Source organism: Pseudomonas sp. fls2-241-TYG-175 (assembly GCF_030209155.1).
Lineage (GTDB): Bacteria > Pseudomonadota > Gammaproteobacteria > Pseudomonadales > Pseudomonadaceae > Aquipseudomonas > Aquipseudomonas viridiflava.
This window is the reverse complement of record NZ_JARVSO010000016.1, coordinates 117426-139545: the sequence shown is the minus strand read 5'-3', so window position 1 is coordinate 139545 and position 22120 is coordinate 117426. Positions and strand designations below refer to the sequence as shown.

The window sequence follows — 22120 nt, the reverse complement described above, 5'->3', positions numbered from 1 at the left end:
CATGGACCAGTCTGCAGCAGCGCGTATCGCCCAGCGTTTCGTCGGTTTGCCCGTCGAACAGCGTCGTCAGATTCTTGGCAAGATGAATGAAACCGGACAGAGCTTCAGGCTGCTGCCGATTGCCGTGACCCGCCATGAGATTGCCCGCATTCCATTGTCGTACGCACAGCAACGCATGCTGTTTCTCTGGCAGATGGAGCCGCGCAACATCGCCTACAACGTGCCGTTGGCAGTGCGTCTGAATGGCCCGCTGAACCCGCAGGCGCTCGGCGCCGCGCTCGACCAACTGGTGCAGCGCCACGAAACCCTGCGCACCCGGTTCGTCTCCGAAGACGGCGAGTTTCATCAGGAAATTCTGCCGCAGGGCAACGTTGCCCTGGAGTGCGTCAGTGTCGAGGCAGAGCAGATTGAGGCGCAGGTACGTGCCGAACTGCATAAGCCGTTCGATCTGCTCAGCGGTACGTTGCTGCGGGTCAAACTGTTCCAACTGAGCGACGCCGAACACGTGCTGACGGTGTGCCTGCATCACGTGGTGTCCGATGGCTGGTCGGGCGAATTGCTGATCCGTGAATTCGTGCAGCTGTATCAGGCGCACGTCCTTGGGCAGGCCGCAACCCTGCCTGAACTGGCGATTCAATACGCTGACTACGCGATCTGGCAGCGCGCCTGGCTGGAAGCCGGGGAGGGCGAGCGGCAGCTGGATTACTGGAAGCAGCAACTGGGCAGTGAGCACCCGGTGCTGACCCTGCCGCTGGACCATGAGCGTCCGTTGCAGCCCAGCCATCGTGGCGCGACCGTGCGTGTCGATCTCTCGGAACACCTGTCGACACAGTTGAAAACCCTGGCCCGCAGCCGTGGCCAGACGATCTTCATGCAGGTGCTGGCGGCGCTGTCGGTGGTGTTGTCGCGCTTCAGCGGGCAGGCGGATATTCGCATCGGTGCACCGAATGCCGGACGTACCCGCAGCGAACTGGAAGGACTGATCGGTTTCTTCATCAACACCCAAGTGCTGCGCGTGCAGGTGGACGAGCGCCAGAGTTTTGCGGCATTGCTGGATCAGGTGAAACAGGTGGTGAGCGGCGCGCAGTCGCATCAGGAACTGCCGTTCGAGCATCTGGTGGACGCCCTGGCCCCAGAGCGCAATCTGGGCCACAACCCGTTGTTCCAGTTCAAGATCAACCAACACGTCTACGCTGCCGATCAGGCCGACGCCTCGCGCCAGAGCCTGACCGGGCTGAGCGTCAGCGAGTTTCCGGTGGGCGCAAGCGATGCACGCTTCGATCTGGCCTTCGATTTCACCGACACACCGGATGGCCTGCGCGGTTACTTCACCTATGCCACCGACCTGTTCGAGGCTCGCACCATCGAGCGTATCGCTGACGCGTTGCGCGAGGTGTTGCAGGCGCTGGTGACGAATGTTGATCGTCGTCTGGCGGATCAGCCGCTCACAGGTTCGCTGCCGATTATCGAAACGTCGCTGGATTTCGCCTGCTCCGACTTCCTCGGCCTCTGGCAGAACGGCTTGCACAACGGACGTGACAAAACGGCCGTGCGGGTTGGCCAACAGACGCTGAGCTTTGCGCAACTGGAACAACAGTCCAACCGTTTCGCTCGCTATCTGCAAGCCGAGGGCATCGGCGCAGGCATGACGATTGCGCTGTGTCAGGACCGCTCCGTGGAGTGGGTGGTCAGCCTGCTGGCGGTGCTGAAACTCGGTGCGGTGTACCTGCCGCTGGACACCTCGCAGCCCGCCGAGCGCTTGCAGCAATTGGTCAGGGACAGCGGCGCGGCATTGCTGATTCATGCTGCGGACAACGACAAGGCCGCACTGCTTGGCGTCTGCCCGGTGCTGGCGTTCGATGCGATGCAGTGGGCCGATTGCGCCGATGAAGCGCTGGTTGTCCAGGTCGAGGCCGAGCAACCGGCTTACATCATTTACACCTCAGGCTCCACCGGCCAGCCCAAGGGCGTGGTGATCAGCCACGGCGCGCTGGCCAATTACGTGCAGTCCGTGCTGACGCGCCTGTCGCTCGATGCACAGGCGAGCATGGCGATGGTCTCTACCGTAGCGGCCGACCTGGGTCACACCTTGCTGTTCGGCGCGCTGGCCTCCGGTCGCACACTGCACCTGCTGTCCCACGAACAGGCCTTCGATCCCGACGGATTTGCCCGCTACATGGCCGAGCATCAGGTGGACGTGCTGAAGATCGTTCCAAGCCATCTGCAAGGTCTGCTACAGGCCGCAATTCCCGCCGATGTGTTGCCCAGGCAGATGCTGATTCTGGGTGGAGAAGCCAGTTCCTGGGCCTTGATCGAGCAGGTTCGCTCGCTCAAGCCGGGCTGCCGGATCGTCAACCACTACGGCCCGACCGAAACCACGGTCGGCATCCTCACCCACGAAGTGGCTGAAAAGTTGTCCGCCTGCCGCAGTGTCCCTGTTGGCCAGCCGCTGGCCAACGGCAAGGCGCGGGTGCTGGACGCCTACCTGAACCCGGTCGCCGAGCGTGTCGTCGGCGAGCTGTACCTGGGCGGCGAAGGCCTGGCGCAAGGCTATCTGGGCCGTGCGGCGATGACTGCCGAACGCTTCGTGCCGGACCCGGATGCCGATGGCAAACGCCTGTACCGTGCAGGCGACCGCGCGCGCCGGGTGGACGGCGTGCTGGAGTATCTGGGTCGCGCTGACGATCAGGTGAAAATCCGTGGCTATCGCGTCGAGCCCGGTGAAGTCGGGCAGTTGCTGCAAACCCTGGAAGGCGTCGCCGAAGCGGTGGTGCTGGCCCAGCCGCTGGACAGCGATGAGTCGCGTCTGCAACTGGTGGCCTGGTGCGTGGCGTCGGTAAGCGCTGAAACCCTGCGCGAACAACTGGCCGCACGCCTGCCGGAATACCTCGTGCCAGCGCAAATCCTGATGCTCGAGCGTCTGCCGCTGACCGCCAACGGCAAACTCGACAAACGCGCCTTGCCCAGACCGGGCGTGGTCAAACAACGCTACACCGCACCGGTCGGCGAGATCGAGGAAAAGCTCGCCGCGGTCTGGGCCGATGTGCTCAAGCTGGAGCAGGTGGGCAGCACCGACAACTTCTTCGAACTGGGCGGCGACTCGATCCTCAGTCTGCAAATCATCGCCCGCGCCAAGCGTCAGGGCATCAAGCTCAGCCCGAAGCAGTTGTTCGAAAAGCAGACCATCGGCCAATTGGCGTCGGTGGCGAAACTCATTCAGAAGAAGCCTGCCGCTACGGTGGAGCAGGTCAGCGGTTCGCTGCCCTTGCTGCCGATTCAGGCGCGCTTCTTCGAACTGGAGATTCCCGAGCGTCATCACTGGAATCAGGCGGTGACGCTCAAGCCCAATACGGTTCTGGACGCAACGCTGCTGCAAAGCGCGCTGACAGCGCTGATCGAACATCACGACGCGCTGCGTCTGGGCTTCTCTCGGCAGGACGGGCAATGGCATGCCACGTTTGGCGCGCTGAATACTCGCGATGTGCTGTGGACGCATGAGCTGGACGACAGCGAACGCCTGACCGAACTGGCCGACGAGGCACAACGCAGCCTTGATCTGAAAAACGGACCGCTGCTGCGCGCCGTGCTGGTCAATCTGCCGCAGAACGAGCAACGCCTGCTGCTGGTCATTCACCACCTCGTGGTGGATGGCGTGTCGTGGCGTGTGCTGCTGGAAGACTTGCAACAGGTGTATCAGTCCATTGCCGCAGGACAAACCCTGGCGCTTCCGAGTAAAACCAGTTCCCTCAAAAGTTGGGTCGAACACCTGCAGGCCCATGCGCAGAGCGCTGCGCTGGAGCAGGAACGGTCCTGGTGGCAGAACCAGTTGCAGGGCGCCAGCGACGCGTTGCCCTGCGACAACCCACAGGGCGGGCAGCAGCAGAAACACGCGACCTCTGTGGTCACGCAACTGGGCAACGAACTGACCCGGCAACTGCTGCAGGACGCACCAGCGGCCTATCGCACCCAGATCAATGACCTGCTGCTGACAGCGCTCGCCCGAGTGATCAGCCGCTGGACCGGACAGTCCGACGTGCTTATTCGTCTGGAAGGTCATGGCCGTGAGGACCTGTTCGAAACGCTGGACCTCAGTCGTACCGTTGGCTGGTTCAGTAATCTGTACCCGGTCAGGCTGTCACCGCAGGACTCGTTTTCCGATTCGATCATGGCCATCAAGGAACAATTGCGCGCGGTGCCCGACAAGGGCATCGGTTATGGCGCGCTTCGCTATCTGGGCAACGACGCCGCGCGTCATGCGCTGCAACTGTTGCCGCAGGGCAGCATCGTCTTCAATTATCTGGGCCAGTTCGACGGCAGTTTCGATGCGCAGGACGCGTTGTTCGTCCCATCGGCTGACAGCGCGGGCGCCTCGCAAAGTGCCGAAGCGCCACTGGCTGCGCCCCTCAGCATCAACGGTCAGGTGTACGGTGGCGAACTGCGCCTGAGCTGGAGTTTCAGCGGCGCGGTGTTCGAGACCGGCACGGTACAACGTCTGGCCGACGACTACGCACTGGAGTTGCAACAGCTCATCGCGCACTGCACGGCGTCAGGCGTGGCCGGTGTCACGCCGTCCGACTTCCCGCTGGCCCGTCTGACTCAGGCACAACTGAACAGCCTGCCGATGGCGGCCCGAGACATCGAAGACATCTACCCGCTGGCGCCGATGCAGCAGGGCATGCTGTTCCACACCCTGTTCGAGCAGGAGGCGGGCAACTACATCAACCAGATGCGCGTCGAAGTCAGCGGTCTGGACGTCGCGCGTTTCAAGGCGGCCTGGCAGGCCACGCTGAATACCCATGAAGTGCTGCGCAGCGGTTTCGTCAGCCATCTGGATCAGTCATTGCAGGTGGTGTTGCGCGAAGTGCCGATGCCGTTCGCCGAGGTGGATGCCAGAGGCCAGACGCCGCAATGGCTGGATGACTGGGCCGATGCGGACCGTCGACAGGGTTTTGATCTGACTCAGGCGCCGTTGCTGCGTCTGACGGTATTGCGCACCGCAGAAGATAAACATCAGCTGGTCTACACCAGCCACCACATTCTCATGGACGGCTGGAGCAGCTCGCGCCTGTTGGGCGAAGTGTTGCAGCGTTACGGCGGACAGACGCCGGCAAGACAGACCAGCCGTTATCGCGATTACATCGAATGGCTGCAACGTCAGGACGCGGCGCTCAGCGAACGTTTCTGGACCGGACAACTGGCGGAGCTGGATGAGCCGACCCGCCTGATGCAGAGCTTCAAGTCGCAGCCGGGCGAGGCCGGGCAGGGCGATCACCTGCAACTGATCGACGCGCACGCCACACAGGCATTGAGCGAGTTCGCCCGCGAACAGCGTGTAACCCTCAATACGCTGGTGCAGTCGGCCTGGCTGCTGATGCTGCAACGCTACACCGGGCAATCCAGCGTGACCTTCGGTGCAACGGTGGCGGGGCGTCCTGCCGAGTTGCCGGGTGTCGAGGAACAGCTCGGCCTGTTCATCAACACCTTGCCGGTGATCGCCAGCCCGCGTCCCGAACAGCGTGTGGCCGACTGGGTCCAGCAGGTCCAGACCAAGAATCTGGCCCTGCGCGAACATGAACACACGCCGCTTTACGACATTCAGCGTTGGGCGCGCAGTGGCGGTGATGCGCTGTTCGACAGCATTCTGGTGTTCGAGAACTACCCGGTCTCCGACGCGTTGCAACAGACCGCGCCGCCGGGGCTGGTCTTCGGCGGCCTGCATACGCAGGAACAGACTCATTACCCGCTGACGCTGGTGGTCAATCTGGGCCAGACCCTGTCGATGCGCTTCAGTTACGCCCGACAGAGCCTGAGCGAAGCCGACGTGGTGCAATTGTCGGCGCATCTCCAGCACCTGTTGCAGGCGCTGATTCGCGACCCACAGGCCGCGATTGGTGAGCTGGCGCTGCTGGATCAGCCTGCGCAGCGGCAGGTATTGCGCGACTGGAACGATACGGCTGCGGACTTCCCGAGCGAACAGTGCATTCATACGCTGATCGAGACTCAGGTGCTGGCAACGCCGGATGCGCCTGCACTGATCTTTGCCGAGCAGCAACTGAGTTACACGCAACTCAACGCCCGCGCCAACCAGCTGGCTCACCGTTTGCGTGAATCGGGCGTCGGCCCTGACGTGCGAGTGGGCATCTGCGTCGAGCGCAGCCTGGAACTGGTGATCGGCCTGCTGGCCATCGTCAAGGCAGGCGGTGCCTACGTGCCGCTGGACCCGGATTATCCCGAAGACCGGCTGGCCTACATGATGCAGGACAGCGGAATCGGCCTTTTGCTGACCCAGACGCCGCTGCTGGCGCGTCTGCCGATGCCTGCCGGGGTGCAGAGTCTGTGCCTGGATCAGAACGGCGACTGGCTGGACGGTTATAGCACCGCCAACCCGGTCAACCTGACGGATCCGCTCAATCTGGCGTACATGATTTACACCTCGGGATCGACCGGCAAACCCAAGGGCGCGGGCAACAGCCACCGTGCGTTGGTCAATCGCCTGCACTGGATGCAAAAGGCCTATGCGCTGGATGCGAGCGATACCGTGCTGCAGAAAACCCCGTTCAGCTTCGACGTGTCGGTCTGGGAATTCTTCTGGCCGCTGCTGACCGGTGCACGTCTGGCCGTGGCGTTGCCGGGTGATCATCGTGATCCAGAGCGGCTGGTGCAGACCATTCAGCAGCATCAGGTCACGACGTTGCACTTCGTGCCGTCGATGCTTCAGGCCTTTCTCACTCATCCGCAGGTGGAAAGCTGCCGCAGCTTGAAACGCGTGGTGTGCAGCGGCGAAGCCTTGCCAGCGGAACTGGCCGGGCAGGTGCTCAAACGCTTGCCACAAGTCGGCCTGTACAACCTCTATGGTCCGACTGAAGCAGCCATCGACGTCACCCACTGGACCTGTTCGCCGGACGATGTGCTGAGCGTGCCGATTGGTCGTCCCATCGACAACCTCAAGACCCATATCCTCGACGACGGCCTGCTGCCGGCCGCACCCGGCGTGGCGGCGGAGCTTTACCTGGGTGGCGTCGGTCTGGCGCGGGGTTATCACAACCGCGCCGCACTGACGGCCGAACGCTTTGTGCCGGACCCGTTCGACGAACAGGGTGGTGGTCGTCTTTACCGCACGGGCGATCTGGCACGCTATCGCCATGAAGGCGTGATCGAATACGCCGGGCGTATCGACCATCAGGTGAAGATTCGCGGGTTGCGCATCGAACTGGGTGAAATCGAAGCGCGGCTGCTTGAACACTCGGCCGTGCGCGAAGCCAGCGTGATCGATATCGACGGACCGACCGGCAAGCAACTGGTGGCCTATCTGGTGCCGAACGATGCGGATCAGGACGCAGAGGCCTTGCGTGAAACGCTGAAAGTACAGCTCAAGGCCAACCTGCCGGATTACATGGTGCCTGCGCATTTCGTGCTGCTCGACGCCATGCCGCTGACCGCCAACGGCAAGCTGGACCGCCGCGCTCTGCCCAAGCCTGAAGCAGGCCGTGCGCAGGGTTACGTGGCGCCGCGTAGCGAGTTCGAACGGCGTCTGGCTGCGCTTTGGGAACAGGTGCTGCAGGTTGAACAGGTTGGATTGAACGACAACTTCTTTGCCTTGGGCGGACACTCGCTGCTGGCGGTTTCACTGGCCGGGCGGATTCGCGAGACCTTCGATGTGTCGATCAAGCTGCATGATTTCCTGCTGATGCAGACCTTGGGCGAGCTGGCCGATTTCATGCGCGCTGGCGAGGCGAAGGTCAAATCGGCAGTCATTGCCATGAACGCCAGTGGCTCGACCCGCACGCCGGTGTTCTGCCTGCCGCCGGGCGGCGGCGGTACATACTCCTATTATCCGCTGGCCGGAAAACTGACTGACCACCGCGTGGTGTACGGGCTGGTCAACAAGGCCTACGTGGTGCCGGGCTGGTTCGATACGTCATGGGCAGAGATGGTCGATTACTACGTCGAGCAGATTCGCAACACCCAGCCGGTCGGGCCTTACAGCCTGCTGGGCTGGTCGATGGGCGGCGCACTGGCTATCGACGTCGCGCATTGTCTGGAAAGCGCAGGCGAAATCGTTGAGTTCGTGGGGCTGGTGGATACCCAGCTGCCCGTTTCCGTCGGCATGGAGTGGGTCGAGGAAGCGCCGGACGTCACTCGCCAGAAGCAGGACGAGAACTACTACCGCAGCCTGATCAAGAGCCTTCAGGCCTTTGTTCCGGGCTTGCAGGAAGAGGCCATTGTCCAGTTGATCGAAACGGCCCGGCAGTCGGTTTCAAGCGAAAGCGAGGTGATTGATCGGGTGGTCGATCAGGTTGCACACGACGCCGGGATGAGTGCCGACAGCCTGCGCAGCGTGTTCCAGGACATTGCCGTGCAGGACGAAATCGAAACCGGCTACCGCCTGCTCGACGCCAACGCCCGCCTGAGCGAAGCCTTCACCCTGAAACGGTTGAACGTCAAAGTCGATTGCTGGTGGGCCGGACAAAGCCGCCAGCCCGACCAGATCGCCAAGGCTGAGCGGGTATTGCTCGAACAGTGCTCAGTGAACGGGCTGGCGAGTTCAAGCGTGGTTGATCAGCGTCACGACAACGTGGTGATTGCCGATGCGTTTCTGGATGGGCTGCTGGCGCGGTTGAGGATGTGATCTGTTGCTGATCGTACGTCACCCCGGACGCGGAGCGTCCTGAGCGGCATTCCCACGCAGAGCGTGCGGAACGATCATTGATCCTCAATACACTGATCGTGCCCATCGCTCCGCGTGGGCATGCATCGCGTGACGCTCCGCGTCACAAATGGCACAGATTGCGGATTCAGTGAGCCGAGCGCATGACGTGATGACGCTGGAGCTTGGCCACGCGTTTGCGCCACATTCAAGAGCGGACGCGGAGCGTCCTGAGCGGCATTCCCACGCAGAGCGTAGGAACGATCAGCGACGATGAGTGCTCCGCGAGGGCATGCAGCCCGGGACGCTCTGAGTCCCAGTGGATCTGTTGACTCGGAGATTCGGTAGAAAACGATCAGCGTGAGTCGGCAACGCGCAACTTCAGAAATCCCCGCGCACGGTCAGGACGTAATTGCGTGGATCGCCGTAATAGTTGCCCCGGTCGATATCGCCAGTAGCCTTGTAATACTTGCGGTCGAGCAGGTTGTTGCCGTTCAGTGCGATGGACCAGTGCTCGTCGACCTTCCACGACACGCGGGCATCCCAGATCGCCCGACCGGGATTTTCGATGACCTGGGTCGATTCGGTTTCCCGGTAGCCGCTCTGGGCTGAAACGCCAGCGCCAACGGACAGCCGCCTCCACGCTCCGGGCAGGGTGTAATTGCTGCTGATGCGTGCCATGTGCCGCGGAGTCTCGGCAGAAATGGACTGCCCGTCACTGCCGCGGGTGAGGTTGAAGGTATATCCCGCCAGCGTCTGCAACCCCGGCAGCAGTTCGCCGCTGACTTCCATCTCGAAACCCTTGCTGCGTCGTACTTCGCCGTTCAGGTAGCAGGTCCCGTAAGCGTCGTTCATCAGGCACTCGCCGACATGGGTATCGTCCTCGACCGCCACGTCTTTCTGTTTCACGTAGAACACGGCAAAGGAAACGTTCAGGCGTTTGTCGAGCAGTTCGCCCTTGATCCCGGTTTCGTGACTGGCGCCGATGGCCGGATCGAGCAGGGCGCCGCCCGCCGTGCGATAGCCACTCTGCGGCAGGAAGATGTCGGTGTAGCTGGCGTACCACGACCAGTTCGGGGACAGGTCGTAGATCACACCGAGAAAGGGCGTGACTTCGTTGTCCTGTCGGGCGCGGGTCGTCAATCCGGCCGATTGGGTCTGATAGTCATACCAGCTCACACGGCCGCCCATGACCAGACTCAGTGATTCGGTCAGGGCCAGCCGCAGATTGCTGTAGACGCCGTAGCGCTTGTCGCTGAAGTCGGTACTGCTCCAGGCCGGGCGCGCGGGTTCGGTGACTGCGTCGTGGTCGACGTTGAACACATCAACCGCACGAACCGTATTCACGGTGGTGTAGCGTGAGTCGCGTTTCTGCTCCGACCAGTTGGCGCCCAGCGTCAACTGATGAGTCAGCCCGAACCCCTCGAAGCGGCCGTCCAGATGGGTGTCCAGGCCATCGCTCTGCAGATCGTCCGAACGGAACAGGGTTTTGACCAGCCGAGAGCCCGCCTGCGTTTGCGGGTCGATTGCACCCTGGGCGTAGGCGACTTGCTGTTCGAACGAACCGTTGGAATGCGTGGCCGACAGCTTCGCCGTCCAGTCGTCGTCTAAACGGTGTTCCAGTTCGCTGAAGACTTCATCAGTCTGCGTCTCGTGACGGTTCCAGGATTGAGCCAGCGAGGTCGAGCGTGACACCTCGAGCGCCCGGCCGTCGCTGTAGCGCGGCAGGCCGAATATCGAGAAGCCGTCAGTGTCCGCACGCTGACGGCGGATCCCGAGGGTCAGCGTGGTGTCCTCGTTCAGATCGCTTTCCAGAATGCCGTAGAGCAGCGGGGCGGTCTTGTGCAGCACATCGATGAAGTAGCCCCGGTCTTCATATGAAGCCACGAAGCGACCGCGCACACTGCCCGAGTCATTGAGGCGACTGCTGCCATCCAGATCGACGCGATAATTGTCCCAACTGCCTGCGCGGGTGGTCACCGAGAGCTGAGGAATGGCCGTCGGACGCTTGCGCACCAGATTGACCGCTCCGCCCGGATTACCTGCGCCGATCAGCAGGCCCGCCGCGCCGCGCAATACTTCGACACGATCGTAGATGGCCATGTCCGGCGTCATCCAGCCGGTCACGCTGTAGCCCTGCCCGGAAACACCATCGATGGTGTAGCTTTCGTCCTCCATGGCGAAGCCGCGCGAGCTGTAGACGTGGGAGCCGAAGTTGCGTTGCGAGAAGGTAATGCCCGGCGTTTGCGCCATCACCTCGTCAAGCCCGGTCAGGTTCTTGTCGTCCATCAACTGGCGGGTCATCACCGTCACGGATTGCGGTGTGTCACGCAGTGACTGAGGTGTCTTGTTGAGGCTCACGGCGGCGGTGGTGTACGAGCCGCTACCCTCGGTGGTGACGCCAAACTGCTGTGCCTGAATCGCCACCGGTTTGAGCGTCACAGGCGGCAGAAGCGGCGTGCGGCTGAGCGTCAGGGTGTTGGCTTCGAAGGTATGCGCCACTCCAGCCTTGCGCAGCAGATCCGTGACCGCCTGCTCGGGCGTGAGCTTGCCGCGCACCACGCCGCTGGTCTTGCCGCGTATGTCATCCGGGTTGTACAGCACTTGCAGATCGCCCTGGCGCGCCAGTTCTTTCAAGGCGCTGCTCAAGGGCTGGGCGGAAATGTCGAAGTCCAGCTCCTCGGCCATCGCCTGGCCCTGGAGCAACAGCGAGAACACCAGACCCAGCACCCTCAACATCAACCCGGATTTCGGGCGTTTGTCGAAGGGTTTTACGCGTCCCGAGTGGCAGCGTCTGAAGGGTGGTGGCATAGCAGGAGGGCTCTTTTGGTACGCGCGTGCAGGATAGTGTATTTGTCGTCGGCCGGGTGTCAGTCTTCGTCAGCAGGCTCATTGTTTTTGACTTACCAGTCTGTGGGAGGCGGCTTGCCGGCGATGCAGCCAGCGCGGTGTCGCAGGCGGACCGCGTTATCGTTCATCGCCGGCAAGCCGCCTCTTATCAAACAACCTGTAAACCACTGAAGAAACTGGATTTTGTGGGAGCGGACCGGGCGGCGTTCCGTTTGTCCGCGAATACTGTATTTCAGGCGATGAATATTCGTCGGATGTACTGGCCCTTTCGCGGACAAGTCCGCTCCCACTGAGTTTGCTGCGCGACAGCGCTACGTCTAAGACGTGGTGACGCCTCCCACAAGACCGTGTTCTTCAGGCTGTTTCCAGCATCGGGCAGACACCTTCGATGTCGGCACCGCGAAAGCACAAAAAGCCAAGGGTTTCCCCTTGGCCTTGTGGCTGTTGCCGTTATCCGTGAATCTGACGGTGGATCAGAAATCTCCGCGCAAGGTCAGGACGTAACTGCGCGGCTCGCCGTACACGTTGGAACGGTCGGTGGCCACTGCAGTGGTGTAGTACTTGCGGTCGAACAGGTTCTCGGCATTGAGCGAAACACGCCAGTTTTCGTCCAGCTTCCAGGAGGCACGCGCATCCCAGATCGCGCGACCTGAAACACCCAACTGGTCGTTGGAAGGCACTTCGTAACCCGAATCCGCCGACACACCGGCACCCAGGGTCAGACGATTCCAGGCGCCCGGCAGGTTGTAGCTGGTGTTGAGGCGCAGCATGTGTTTCGGCGTTTCGTAGGCAACTTCCGCGTCGCCATTGTTACGCAGCATGTTGTAGGTATAACCGCCGAACACCTGCAGGCCCGGCAGCACTTCGCCGCTGGCTTCGAGTTCCACGCCCTTGCTGCGCTTGATGCCGTCCTGCACATAGCACGAACCGTCCGAGCTGGTCGGGCAGAACACGGAAGCGGCGTCGGCAGACAGGTCAACCGCGGCAACGTCCTTCTGCTTGATGTAGAACAGCGCCATCGACAGGTTCAAGCGCTTGTCGAACAACTCGCCCTTGAAGCCGGTCTCGTAGTTGGAACCGATGGCCGGATCCAGTGGCGAGCCAGCCACGTCGACGAAATCGGCTTGCGGCGTGAAGATATCGGCGTAACTGGCGTACCACGACCAATTGTCGTTGATGTCGTAGATCAGACCGGCGAACGGGGTGAATTCCTGCGTCTGCTTGGATTCATAGCTGTTGGCTGCGCCGGTTTTTACATCGTACTTATAGTCATACCAGCTCAAGCGGCTGCCGAGCACTACGCTCAATGGTTCGCTCAAGTGAATGCGCGCGTTGGCGTAAAGGCCCGCACGCTCTTCGGTCATGTCGATGTCGTTGCCCCAGGCCGGACGCACTGGCTTGGCGAAAGCGTTCTGGTTGACGTTGAAGATGTTGATGGGCGAAGCCGTTCTGACCTGCGCCTGTTTGGTGTTGGATTTCTGCCTGGACCAGTCGGCACCCAGGGTCAACTGATGGTTCAGGCCGAACGCGTTGAAGTTGCCCTCCAGCTGGCTGTTCAGGCCTGTGCTGTTGACTTCGTCCTTACGGAACAGCGTGTTCTGGAAGGTCGAGCCTGCCAGTGTGGTCGGGTTCACCGCGCCGCGTGCATACGCAATCGCCTGATCAAACCCACCCTGGGAGTAGGTCAACGAGGTCCGGCTTCTCCAGTCATCGTTGAAGCGGTGTTCGATTTCGGTGAAGACCTCGGTCATGTCGCTTTCGAGGCGGTTCCAGTCCTGCGCCAGGTTGGTCGAGCGCGACAGGCCCAGCGACTGGCCGTTGCTGTAGCGCGGCAGGCCATAGATGGAATAGCCGTTGATGACCTGTTCCTGACGACGCAGGCTCATGGTCAGCGTGGTGTCGTCGGTCACGTCGGCTTCGACGATGCCGTACAGCAGCGGCGTGCGGCTGTCACGGCCATCCAGGTACGAGCCGCTGTCGTCATAGGCGGCGACCATGCGGCCACGCAGGGTGCCCGAATCGTTGAGCTTGCCGCTACCGTCCAGATCGACCCGGTATTGATCCCAGGATCCGGCGCGGGTGGTGATCGAAAACTTGTTCTCGGCGGTCGGGCGCTTGCGCACCAGGTTCACCGCGCCGCCTGGCTGCCCTGCACCGACCAGCAGACCGGACGCACCGCGCAATACTTCGACACGGTCGTAGATGGCCATATCCGGCTGCATCCAGCCAGTGATCTGATAGCCCTGACCGCCGATGCCATCGACCAGAAAGCTCTCCGCCAGCAGCGAGAAACCGCGTGAGGTGTACACGTGACCGCCGAAATTGCGGTACTGGAAGCTCATGCCGGGCGTGTCTTCCAGAACATCGCTGAGGCTGTTCAGGTTGTTGTCGTCCATCACCTGACGGGTTACGACGCTGACCGATTGCGGCGTTTCGCGCAATGACTGCGGCGCGCCCTTGCCAATGCTCACGGCGCCGGTGGTGTAGGAACCGGTCCCGTCGGTGGTGGTGCCCAGCGATTTGGAGTCGATGGCAGTCGGGGCCAGGGTCACCGTGCCTGCGGTGCTGGGGCCTTCTGCAGTGGCTTCCTCCGCCTGGACCTGCGCAGCCAGCGGCATGCAAAGCGCGAAACCCATGGCTGCCATGGATGGTCGGGAAGTGAACATCGGGCGGAGCAGCAAGGCTTTGCTGAGCGGGGTGAGTCGTGACGGGTTGTGCATGACGTGGCTCTTTTAGTGAGTATCGGCAGAGGGCAGATAGCGTCGATCAGATCTGCGCGGTCTGGTCCAGCCAGCCATTCGCGCCGTCGTGAGCAACTTTTTTATGGGCAATCGGGGCGGGAAAGCAGTCATGCGCACCGTTGCTGTAAATGAGAACGAAAGCGAATCACTGTTATTTAATGAATTTTTCACATTGCGCGAAAAATAGGTGGCGGATGGCTATTAACGCTCATGTGCAGGTGGCCTGCAGAACGAAAAAGCCCCGCTCGCGGACAGGCCGGGCGGGGCTTGGGGAGCGCTTGAAATCAGGCGGAAACGGAAGCGTTCTGTACCTGTTCGACGTCGATTTTGCCGGCCTGCATGCGCACCAGTTGGTCGGCGATGTAAAAATACCGGTCGTCGTGGGAAATCACGATGATGGTCTTGCCCTGTTGTTTGAGCTCAGGCAGCAGCTCTGTGTAGAACACACGCCGGAAGGCCGGGTCCTGATCGGCGGCCCACTCGTCGAAGACCAGCACCTGACGCTCGTCCAGCCAGGCATTGATCAGCGCCAGACGCTTGCGCTGGCCGGTGGACAGGTCGGTGGTGGTAAATGCGCCGTCGCGGATGCTGACCTTGTGGGCGATGTCCAGCCGCTCCAGGTACTTGCCCGCGTCTTCGAGGAGACTGGCCTGACCCTGCAGCGGCTCATCGAACAGGTAGTAGTCGGCGAAAATGGTGGTGAACAGCTGCCGATAATCATCCAGGTTTTCCGGCGTCACCGTCTGGCCGTTGAGGCGGATTTCGCCCTGCTGCGGCGTGTACAGGCCCAGCAGCAACTTGATCAGCGTGGTCTTGCCGCAGCCGTTCTCGCCGACGATGAACACGATATCGCCCTGCTTGATACTCAGGTTGACCGGGCCGAGGTGGAACGCGTCGCTGCCTTCGACAGGTGGGTAGTCGTAACGCAGTTGATGCAGTTCCAGCGTCTTGAGACTGGCCAGCGAGTTGGGCCGGTCACTGACCAGCAGGTGCGGCTCGGGGCTTGAAAACTTCCACGACAGCTCGGCGATGCGGCGCATGGCGATCTGCGCGCGGCTGATGGCGGGCAGGGAGTTGATCAGGCGTTCCAGCGGGCCTTTCATGTACAGCATCACCAGCACGAAACCGCCCAGCACGGTCTTCTCGGTCGTCGGCCACAGGGCCTGAAAGGCGATGGCCATGCCGATCACCGCAAAGAACAGCATCGAGCCGAAGGTCTCTGCGCTGACAAAGATGTTCGCCGCACGGATGTTCGAGCGGCAGATCTGCTCGGTGGCACCCTGAATCTTCTCATCGAGCATGTGCTGACGACGCTTGCGCTGGATGCGCAGCTCCTTGGCACCCGCCGACAGCGCCTGATAGTGCTTCTGCAGTTCGTCCTCGCCGTTGCGTGCTGCCAGAATGCTGCGCATGCCGAATCGGTGGGCCAGGAACTGCGCACCGGTGCCCAGCACCACGGTCAGTACTGTCAGCGCCAGAATCTGCCAGGACAACAGCGCCAGATAGGTCAGGCAACCGAGGGTCACGGTGAAGGCGATCACCATCGGCGCCACCGACAGGGCAAAGGTGCTGAGGGTGTTGACGTCGTTGAGCAACACCGGAATCAGTCGATGCGAGCGGTAGCGTTCCAGTTGCTCGATAGGCGCCACCAGCACCTTGGCCGCCAGTTCGCGGCGCAGGTTGGCGACCACGCGCTGGCCCACGTAGTTGGTCGACAGGTTGGACAGTGTCGAGCACGCCAGCGTCAGCACGCACAGCCCGGCGAACAGCAGCGCGGTGTGGGTGTTCGGCCCGCCCGGCAGGTTCATCGCGTTGTTGATCGTGGCCAGCAGCGCCGTCACGCTCAGGCCACTGACGATCCCCAGCACCGTCGACAGCGCCACCAGCCACCAGAAGGGTTTGAGGATCCTCAGGGTTTCCCCGGCGAGGCTTTGGGTTTTGAGGGTCATGAGGGTTCTCGTAAGTGTCCGTGATTGCGGCCCCTGGCAAAGGCCGCAGGCTCGATGAGTCGGTCAGAGGTCGCGCATGACCCGGAAGCCCAGCCAGTCGCCACGCACATCCGGCTGACGGCTGTTGCGGTTGCCGGAGCGCGAGAAGATCGGCGCTTCGGTCCAGTCGTTGCCGCGGATCATCTTCCAGGTGCAATCGCCCGCCAGCCAGGCGCTGCCGTCGGTGGGTGCGCCGTTGTAATTGCTGGTCTCGCAGTCGGCAGTCCACTCGTACACGTTGCCGTGGGCGTCGTAGATGCCGAAGTCGTTCGGGCTATAGCTGCCCGCCGGAGCGGTGTAGCTGAAGCCGTCTTCCGGGCCGTAGGTGTTGGCGTGTCTGGCGATGCCGTAGGGCTTGCCTTCATCCATCGGGAACGGGAACGAACCCTTGCTGCCGCCACGAGCGGCGTATTCACGGGCCGATTCGCTGACCATGCGATACGACTTGCCGGTCTTCTTCGACAGCCAGGCGACGTAGGCCTTGGCTTCGTTCCAGTCCATGCACACCGCAGGCTGACGCGGACCCAGCGGATAGCGCGGCTTGCCTGCCTTGCACTCACGTCCTGGACGGGTGTCACCGTCCGGCATTTTGTAACCGGAGCTTTTGATGTAGGCGTCCCATTCGCCGCTCAGTACCTGAAATCGGCTGATGGCGAAGGGCTTTGCAAAGGTCACATCGTGCATCGGGCCTTCGTCCGGCTGGCGACCCAGTTCCTCTTCCGGCGCGCCCATGGCGAAGGTGCCCGCAGGCAGCACGACCATCTCGGGGCAATCCTTGCAGTCCTTGAAGACTTTGCCGGCCTCGGGTGTGGCCGCCTGCGCGGTGCCGCTCAAGGACAGGCCGAGCAGCGAGCTCAGGGACAGGGTGAACAGCATCTTTTTCATGACGGGCCTCAATGGCAAAAAACGGAAAGCAGGTGATGCGGAGCAGTTATGCAGGCGTCAGGTACGCTGGCTGAGCAGCGCCATGAAACGGTCGACCTCGGCTTCGCTGTTCAACAGGCCCGGCGCGGTACGCACCACCGGGCCGACATCGCGGCTCACCGCATCGACCACCATGCGGTTTTTCATCAGCCATGCAGCAACGTCGTCGCTGGCCTGATCCTTGATTCTGAAAAAACTGAAGCCTGCCGACAGGGCTGGATCCATCGGGGTGACCAGCTCGATAGTGCGCTGCGCCTGCAGGCGTTCCTTGATGTAGCTGTTGAGCTGATGGATGCGCGCCTGCACGTCGGCCTTGCCCAGTTGCAGGTGCAACTCGAAGGCCTTGTTCAAGGCCCAGCGATGTTCGAACGAGTGGTAGCCGCCCGGCGTCATGGTGGTGGCGAAATTGGTCGCTTCGGAAAAGGTCGGGATCGTCGGCGTGAGGTCGGTCATCTGTTCCGAACGGGCGCAGACAATCCCGGTGCCGCGCGGGCCGAACATCCACTTGTGGGTGCCCGCCACGAAGTAGTCGCACTTCATGTCCGGGAAATCCAGATTCTCCACGCCAAAGCCGTGCACGCCGTCGACCACATAGAGGATGCGGTCCTTGGCGTCGCGGTTGCGGTTGTGCTCTTCGACCAGCTCACCGATGGCCCCGAGCGGCAGCTTCACGCCGCTGCCCGATTGCACCCAGGTCATGCCCAGTACACGTGTATTGGGCTGAATGCTGCGGGCAATCGAGCCGATGATTTCGTCGGCTGAGACCTGCGCCGGGTCCTTGAACAGCCGGATCCTGCGCACCTGAGTGCCGTCGCGCTGCTGGCGGAAATTGAGGATGCTGCGTGCGCAGGAGTGCTCGTGCTCAGTGGTGAGAATTTCCTGATCCGGGCGCACATGCAGGCCGCCGTAGATGATCGCCAGTCCTTCGGTGGTGCTGCCGGTCAGGGCGATCTGGCCGGGTTTGGCGTTCAGGTACTTGCCCGCCCAGACCCGAACGTCATGTTCACGCAGTTCGGTTTCCTGCAGATCCCAGTCCATTGCCAGACCGGGGTTGCGGTCGATGTGGGCGCGGTGCTGCTCGATGGCATCCCGCACCGGCTTCGGGTGCGAGGTCACCAGGAAGTTGGAGAAGTGGATGTAGTCCGGGTCCTGATTGAACAGCTGTTTCAAGCCGATCCACTTGTCTGCTGATACAGGCTCTTTTGTGGCGGCCACAGCAGGCGCGATCAGGCCCGAGCCGAGCGGAAGGGCGGCGGCCAGCAGCCCGGCCTGTTTGAGGAATGTTCTGCGATCAGTCATGGCTGGGCCACCGGTTTTGCCGAGGCTTGCACCTGTTCCCAGACGCGCAGGAAGTTGCCGCCCCACAGTTTGGCAATGTCCGCTTCGGCATAGCCGCGCTCGATCAGCTCGGCGGTCACGTTGCGGATCTCGCTGACATCGTTGAAGCCGTTCACGCCGCCGCCGTCGTTGAAGTCGGAACTGATGCCGACGTGATCGATGCCGATCTTGCGCACGGTGTAGTCGATGGCGTTGACGAAATCCTTGACCGTGGCCTTGGGTTCTTCCTCGAGAATGGCGTACAACTTGCTCGCGTAGGCACCGAAGCGTTGTTCCGGCCAGACCGTAATGATCGCGTCGCCGGGCATCAGCGCCATGGCCAGATTCGGCAGCGGCGGCAGGTCGAATTCCTTGCGCAGCGTATTGAGCTTGTCCTGGGTTTTCTGACTCAAGGGCTTGAGGTAGGCGGGGAAGGCCACCACCTGCACCACGCCGCCGCTCTGCTTGATCAGCTGCATTTCCTCATCGCTGAGGTTGCGCGGGATGTCCACCAGCGCACGCGGTGCCGAGTGCGAGGCGACCATTGGCGTGCGGCTCAATTGGCTGATCTGTTCCAGCGCCTTGCTCGACATCTGCGATACATCAATGATCACGCCCAGATCGTTCAGGCGCTGTACGGCCTGTTTGCCGATGTCGGACAGACCGCCCAGTGCATCCGGCGTATCGTTGAGGAAGGGCAGCGGGCGCGACGAGTCCGCCCAGCTGTTGTTGCCCACGTAACTGAAGCCGAACATGCGCATGCCCCGTGCGGTCCAGCGGTCCAGCGCATCGAGGTCGTTGCCCAGCGGGTAGGCGTTGAGCATGCTGATGAAGATCGCAAACTTGCCTTCGCCCTGCAGGCGGCGCATGTCGTCCGGGGTATAGGCGATGCCGACCTGATTGGGGAAGTCGCGCACCATGCCGGTGATGATCTTGTAGCGTACTTCCTGTTGCTGACGCGCCTCATCGACGAAGCCGGGCGTCGGGCGATGCGGTGCGTTGGGGCCGTTCCAGATTTCCGGCCAGCCGAACACCGTCAGTGCGGCGCCGGACAGCCGCCCGCGTGCGGTTTTCACCAGATCGAACTGGCCTGAGCCATCCTTGTCGGCTTCGTTGCGCTCGCTGCCGAACTTCATCGGCACGGTGATGTGGCTGTCGAAGGAAATGATCCGTTCCTGCAGGTCTTCGGCCTGTTTCATGACCTTCACCGGGTAACCCGCTGGCGACCAGTAATTCCAGGCCAGATAACCCGCGCCTGCACTGATGGCCAGAGCCAGGGGCAGGCCGATGAAGAGAGCCTTTTTCCAACGCGGTCTTGTCATTGCCGTCTCGTTCAGATGATCGGTGCAGGCCTGCCTCGCATGCGGGCATCGGGGCCGTTGCTATCTGGGGAGAACGAGCGGATGGCGGGAAAATTTAGCGGTGGTCTTGTCAGGCCGCAACCGATCGTACCCATGCTCCGCGTGGGCATGCCTCCCGTGACGCTCCGCGTCACAAATGGTGCAGCCTGCGGATTCGGTGAGCCGAGCGCTCGGGCTCGATCAGTGCGCTTCCTGCGCAGGCAAGCTGAGAAGTAAATTTATCCTCAGGCTTTACGTTCTAGCTGGATACCCGGTGTCTCGGGGGCTGTAACAGGTAGGGTGATGACGATTTCTCGACGAGGGTTCATGGCAGGGCTGGCGCTGACCGGCGCGGCAGTACCGGCTGCCTGGTATGCACATCGGGAACTCACGCGCGTCGAGGAACCCATCACACCCGGCGAAGCCACCGCAGGCCCGGCCGACGTCGCCACCCAGCGTTTGGCCAACAAGCTGCGCGGCGTGTGGACGTTGCGCTTCGAGGGTCGCGATGCAGGGCTGCGTGATGCGCCGTTGCAAGGCCTGGAGCTGTTCCTCGACATCGCCCCGCGCGGTCGTGGAATGCGCGGTTACATCGATACTGCTGACAACCTGCGTGGCGAGGCGATGCCGCGCTTTCGGGTGATCGGCGACCTGCAGCCGGCCAACGCCGCCAAATTGTATCTGCGGGTCATGGACGGTCACGCAGGCAACGACCCGCACAGCGATACCCCGGATTACGAGTTCAGCCTGATCCTCGATGAGGTATGGGGCGGATTCGGCAATGCGGGCAGCGGCACGCTGAGTGGTCGTATCGAACGCCTTGACCGACCGCTGGCCTTGCCGGAGCTGGAAAACCGGGTGATCGCGGTCAAGCAATTGTTCCCGGAAGCGCGGGAGCGGGTCAGTCTGACGCCTGAGTTTCACGCCTGGCTGATTTCAAAGGAACATCGCCTGTTCCACCAGCTCTGGCATGCGTCCCGGGACAAATGGCACAAACTGCCCACCGACAAGCAGGAAGCCCTGCGCGGTATCGGCTGGCAGCCAGGGCCGCGGGACAAGGAGCGCGATGCTCGCGGACCGCGCAAGGACCGGAACGGCTCGGGCGTGGACTTCTTCTTCATGCACCGGCACATGCTGATTCAGGCGCGGCAGATTCAGGACCTGCCATCGTGGCCGCGTTTTCCAATGCCGCAGCCAGAACTTGAGCGCGACCGGCCGGGTTTCGCACGTTACTTCGACAATCACGACGGCTGTTCACTGCCGCCGAACTGGCTGGCGCAGGGCGACGAGGAATACACTCAACTGGTCAGCGACATCAAAAGCCCCGAGACCTATCACACCCATTTTCAGGTCTGGGAATCCCAGTACCGTGACCCGCGCTTTCTGTCGAAGCTGACGCTGGGGCAGTTCGGTTCGCAGGTCGAGCTGGAGCTGCATGACTGGCTGCACATGCGCTGGGCCTCGGTGGCCCGCGACCCGGCCAACGGCCAGCCGGTACCGATGGCAAGGCGTTCGGATGACTTTTCCGAGCGCTGGTTCGGGCCGGAAAACGACTTTCTGGCCGACCCGTTTTCGTCCCACGTGAACCCGGTTTTCTGGATGTTCCATGGCTGGATCGACGACCGTATCGATGACTGGTTCCGGGCGCACGAGCGTTTTCATCCGGGTGAAGTGAAGCGCCTCGAGGTCAACGGCGTGCCTTGGTTCGCGCCGGGTCGCTGGGTGGAAGTCAGCGACCCGTGGCTGGGGCCGGTGACCCACGGTTGCAGCACCACGCCGGGCCTGCAGGCCGGGACCTCCATGGAGATGGACCCGGAAGTCATGAAGCTCGCGCTGCGCATTACCTTTGCCGCCGACGAAAAACTCGGCGACCTGATCCGCCGCGTACCGCGTCGCCCGTGGTATGCGCGCAATCTGCTGCCGGAGAAGTGGTTTTAGATCGATATACGCAGTCTTGCAGCTCACCGGACTGTGGGAGGCACCACCACGTCTTCGACGTAGCGCTGTCGCGCAGCAAACTTGGTGGGAGCGGACTTGTCCGCGAAAAGGCCTGTACATCCGACGAATATTCATCGGCTGAACTACAGCATTCGCGGACAAACGGAACGCCGCCCGGTCCGCTCCCACAAAATCCAATTCCTTCAGTGGCTTACAGGTTATTTGATAAGAGGCGGCTTGCCGGCGATGCGGTTTCTGACGCGCTCTATCAGCGACTGAGTAGACGCCATCGCCGGCAAGCCGCCTCCCGCGCGGAGCGATGGGCACGATCAGTGTTGGGCGGACTTGTGTATTACGATGAGCGTGAGGCGTGAG

General features: G+C 62.1%; 8 protein-coding genes. 2 read left to right on the top strand and 6 right to left on the bottom strand.

What is annotated here, in order from left to right; all coding sequences use genetic code 11:
• The first annotated feature begins 1 nt into the window (after position 1).
• Positions 2 to 8629, top strand: coding sequence for a non-ribosomal peptide synthetase (locus tag QRN20_RS13540; protein WP_285360562.1), 8628 nt, complete (start codon positions 2 to 4; stop codon positions 8627 to 8629).
• Positions 8630 to 9028: 399 nt separating this feature from the next.
• Here the strand turns inward: QRN20_RS13540 and QRN20_RS13535 are convergent, their stop codons facing one another.
• The 6 genes from QRN20_RS13535 to pvdM all read right to left on the bottom strand — a co-directional run bounded on the left by QRN20_RS13535 (position 9029) and on the right by pvdM (position 19789).
• Positions 9029 to 11458, bottom strand: coding sequence for a TonB-dependent siderophore receptor (locus QRN20_RS13535; protein WP_423242174.1), 2430 nt, complete (start codon positions 11456 to 11458; stop codon positions 9029 to 9031).
• Between the two features lie 512 nt (positions 11459 to 11970).
• The gene (locus QRN20_RS13530) at positions 11971 to 14217 is read right to left on the bottom strand and encodes a TonB-dependent siderophore receptor (RefSeq protein WP_088234938.1); all 2247 of its coding nucleotides are present in this window, start codon (positions 14215 to 14217) and stop codon (positions 11971 to 11973) included.
• A 305-nt stretch (positions 14218 to 14522) separates the two neighbouring features.
• Positions 14523 to 16187: a cyclic peptide export ABC transporter gene (locus tag QRN20_RS13525; RefSeq protein WP_122428870.1), complete on the bottom strand. Its 1665-nt coding sequence runs from the start codon at positions 16185 to 16187 to the stop codon at positions 14523 to 14525.
• 63 nt (positions 16188 to 16250) lie between these two features.
• The gene (pvdO, locus tag QRN20_RS13520; RefSeq protein ID WP_122428869.1) at positions 16251 to 17111 is read right to left on the bottom strand and encodes a dihydropyoverdine dehydrogenase; all 861 of its coding nucleotides are present in this window, start codon (positions 17109 to 17111) and stop codon (positions 16251 to 16253) included.
• 57 nt (positions 17112 to 17168) lie between these two features.
• Complete coding sequence (pvdN, locus tag QRN20_RS13515) at positions 17169 to 18449, bottom strand: pyoverdine-tailoring periplasmic protein PvdN (RefSeq protein WP_122414158.1); 1281 nt, start codon at positions 18447 to 18449, stop codon at positions 17169 to 17171.
• On the bottom strand, positions 18446 to 19789 hold the full coding sequence (gene pvdM, locus QRN20_RS13510; protein WP_058432633.1) for a pyoverdine-tailoring dipeptidase-like protein PvdM: 1344 nt from the start codon (positions 19787 to 19789) through the stop codon (positions 18446 to 18448). The genes pvdN and pvdM overlap by 4 nt, the downstream gene beginning before the upstream one ends.
• Before the next feature lie 321 nt (positions 19790 to 20110).
• Here pvdM and pvdP point away from each other — a divergent pair, with 321 nt between their 5' ends.
• Positions 20111 to 21745 (top strand): pyoverdine maturation tyrosinase PvdP, encoded by a 1635-nt coding sequence (pvdP, locus tag QRN20_RS13505; RefSeq protein ID WP_122428868.1) that lies wholly within the window; start codon positions 20111 to 20113, stop codon positions 21743 to 21745.
• Positions 21746 to 22120 lie beyond the last annotated feature (375 nt).

Excerpts from the sequence above, each read along its gene's own strand:
- QRN20_RS13540 (WP_285360562.1), top strand. The coding sequence starts at position 2 with ATGGACCAGTCTGCAGCAGCGCGTATCGCCCAGCGTTTCGTCGGTTTG.
- QRN20_RS13535 (WP_423242174.1), bottom strand. The coding sequence starts at position 11,458 with ATGCCACCACCCTTCAGACGCTGCCACTCGGGACGCGTAAAACCCTTC.
- QRN20_RS13530 (WP_088234938.1), bottom strand. The coding sequence starts at position 14,217 with ATGCACAACCCGTCACGACTCACCCCGCTCAGCAAAGCCTTGCTGCTC.
- QRN20_RS13525 (WP_122428870.1), bottom strand. The coding sequence starts at position 16,187 with ATGACCCTCAAAACCCAAAGCCTCGCCGGGGAAACCCTGAGGATCCTC.
- pvdO (WP_122428869.1), bottom strand. The coding sequence starts at position 17,111 with ATGAAAAAGATGCTGTTCACCCTGTCCCTGAGCTCGCTGCTCGGCCTG.
- pvdN (WP_122414158.1), bottom strand. The coding sequence starts at position 18,449 with ATGACTGATCGCAGAACATTCCTCAAACAGGCCGGGCTGCTGGCCGCC.
- pvdM (WP_058432633.1), bottom strand. The coding sequence starts at position 19,789 with ATGACAAGACCGCGTTGGAAAAAGGCTCTCTTCATCGGCCTGCCCCTG.
- pvdP (WP_122428868.1), top strand. The coding sequence starts at position 20,111 with ATGACGATTTCTCGACGAGGGTTCATGGCAGGGCTGGCGCTGACCGGC.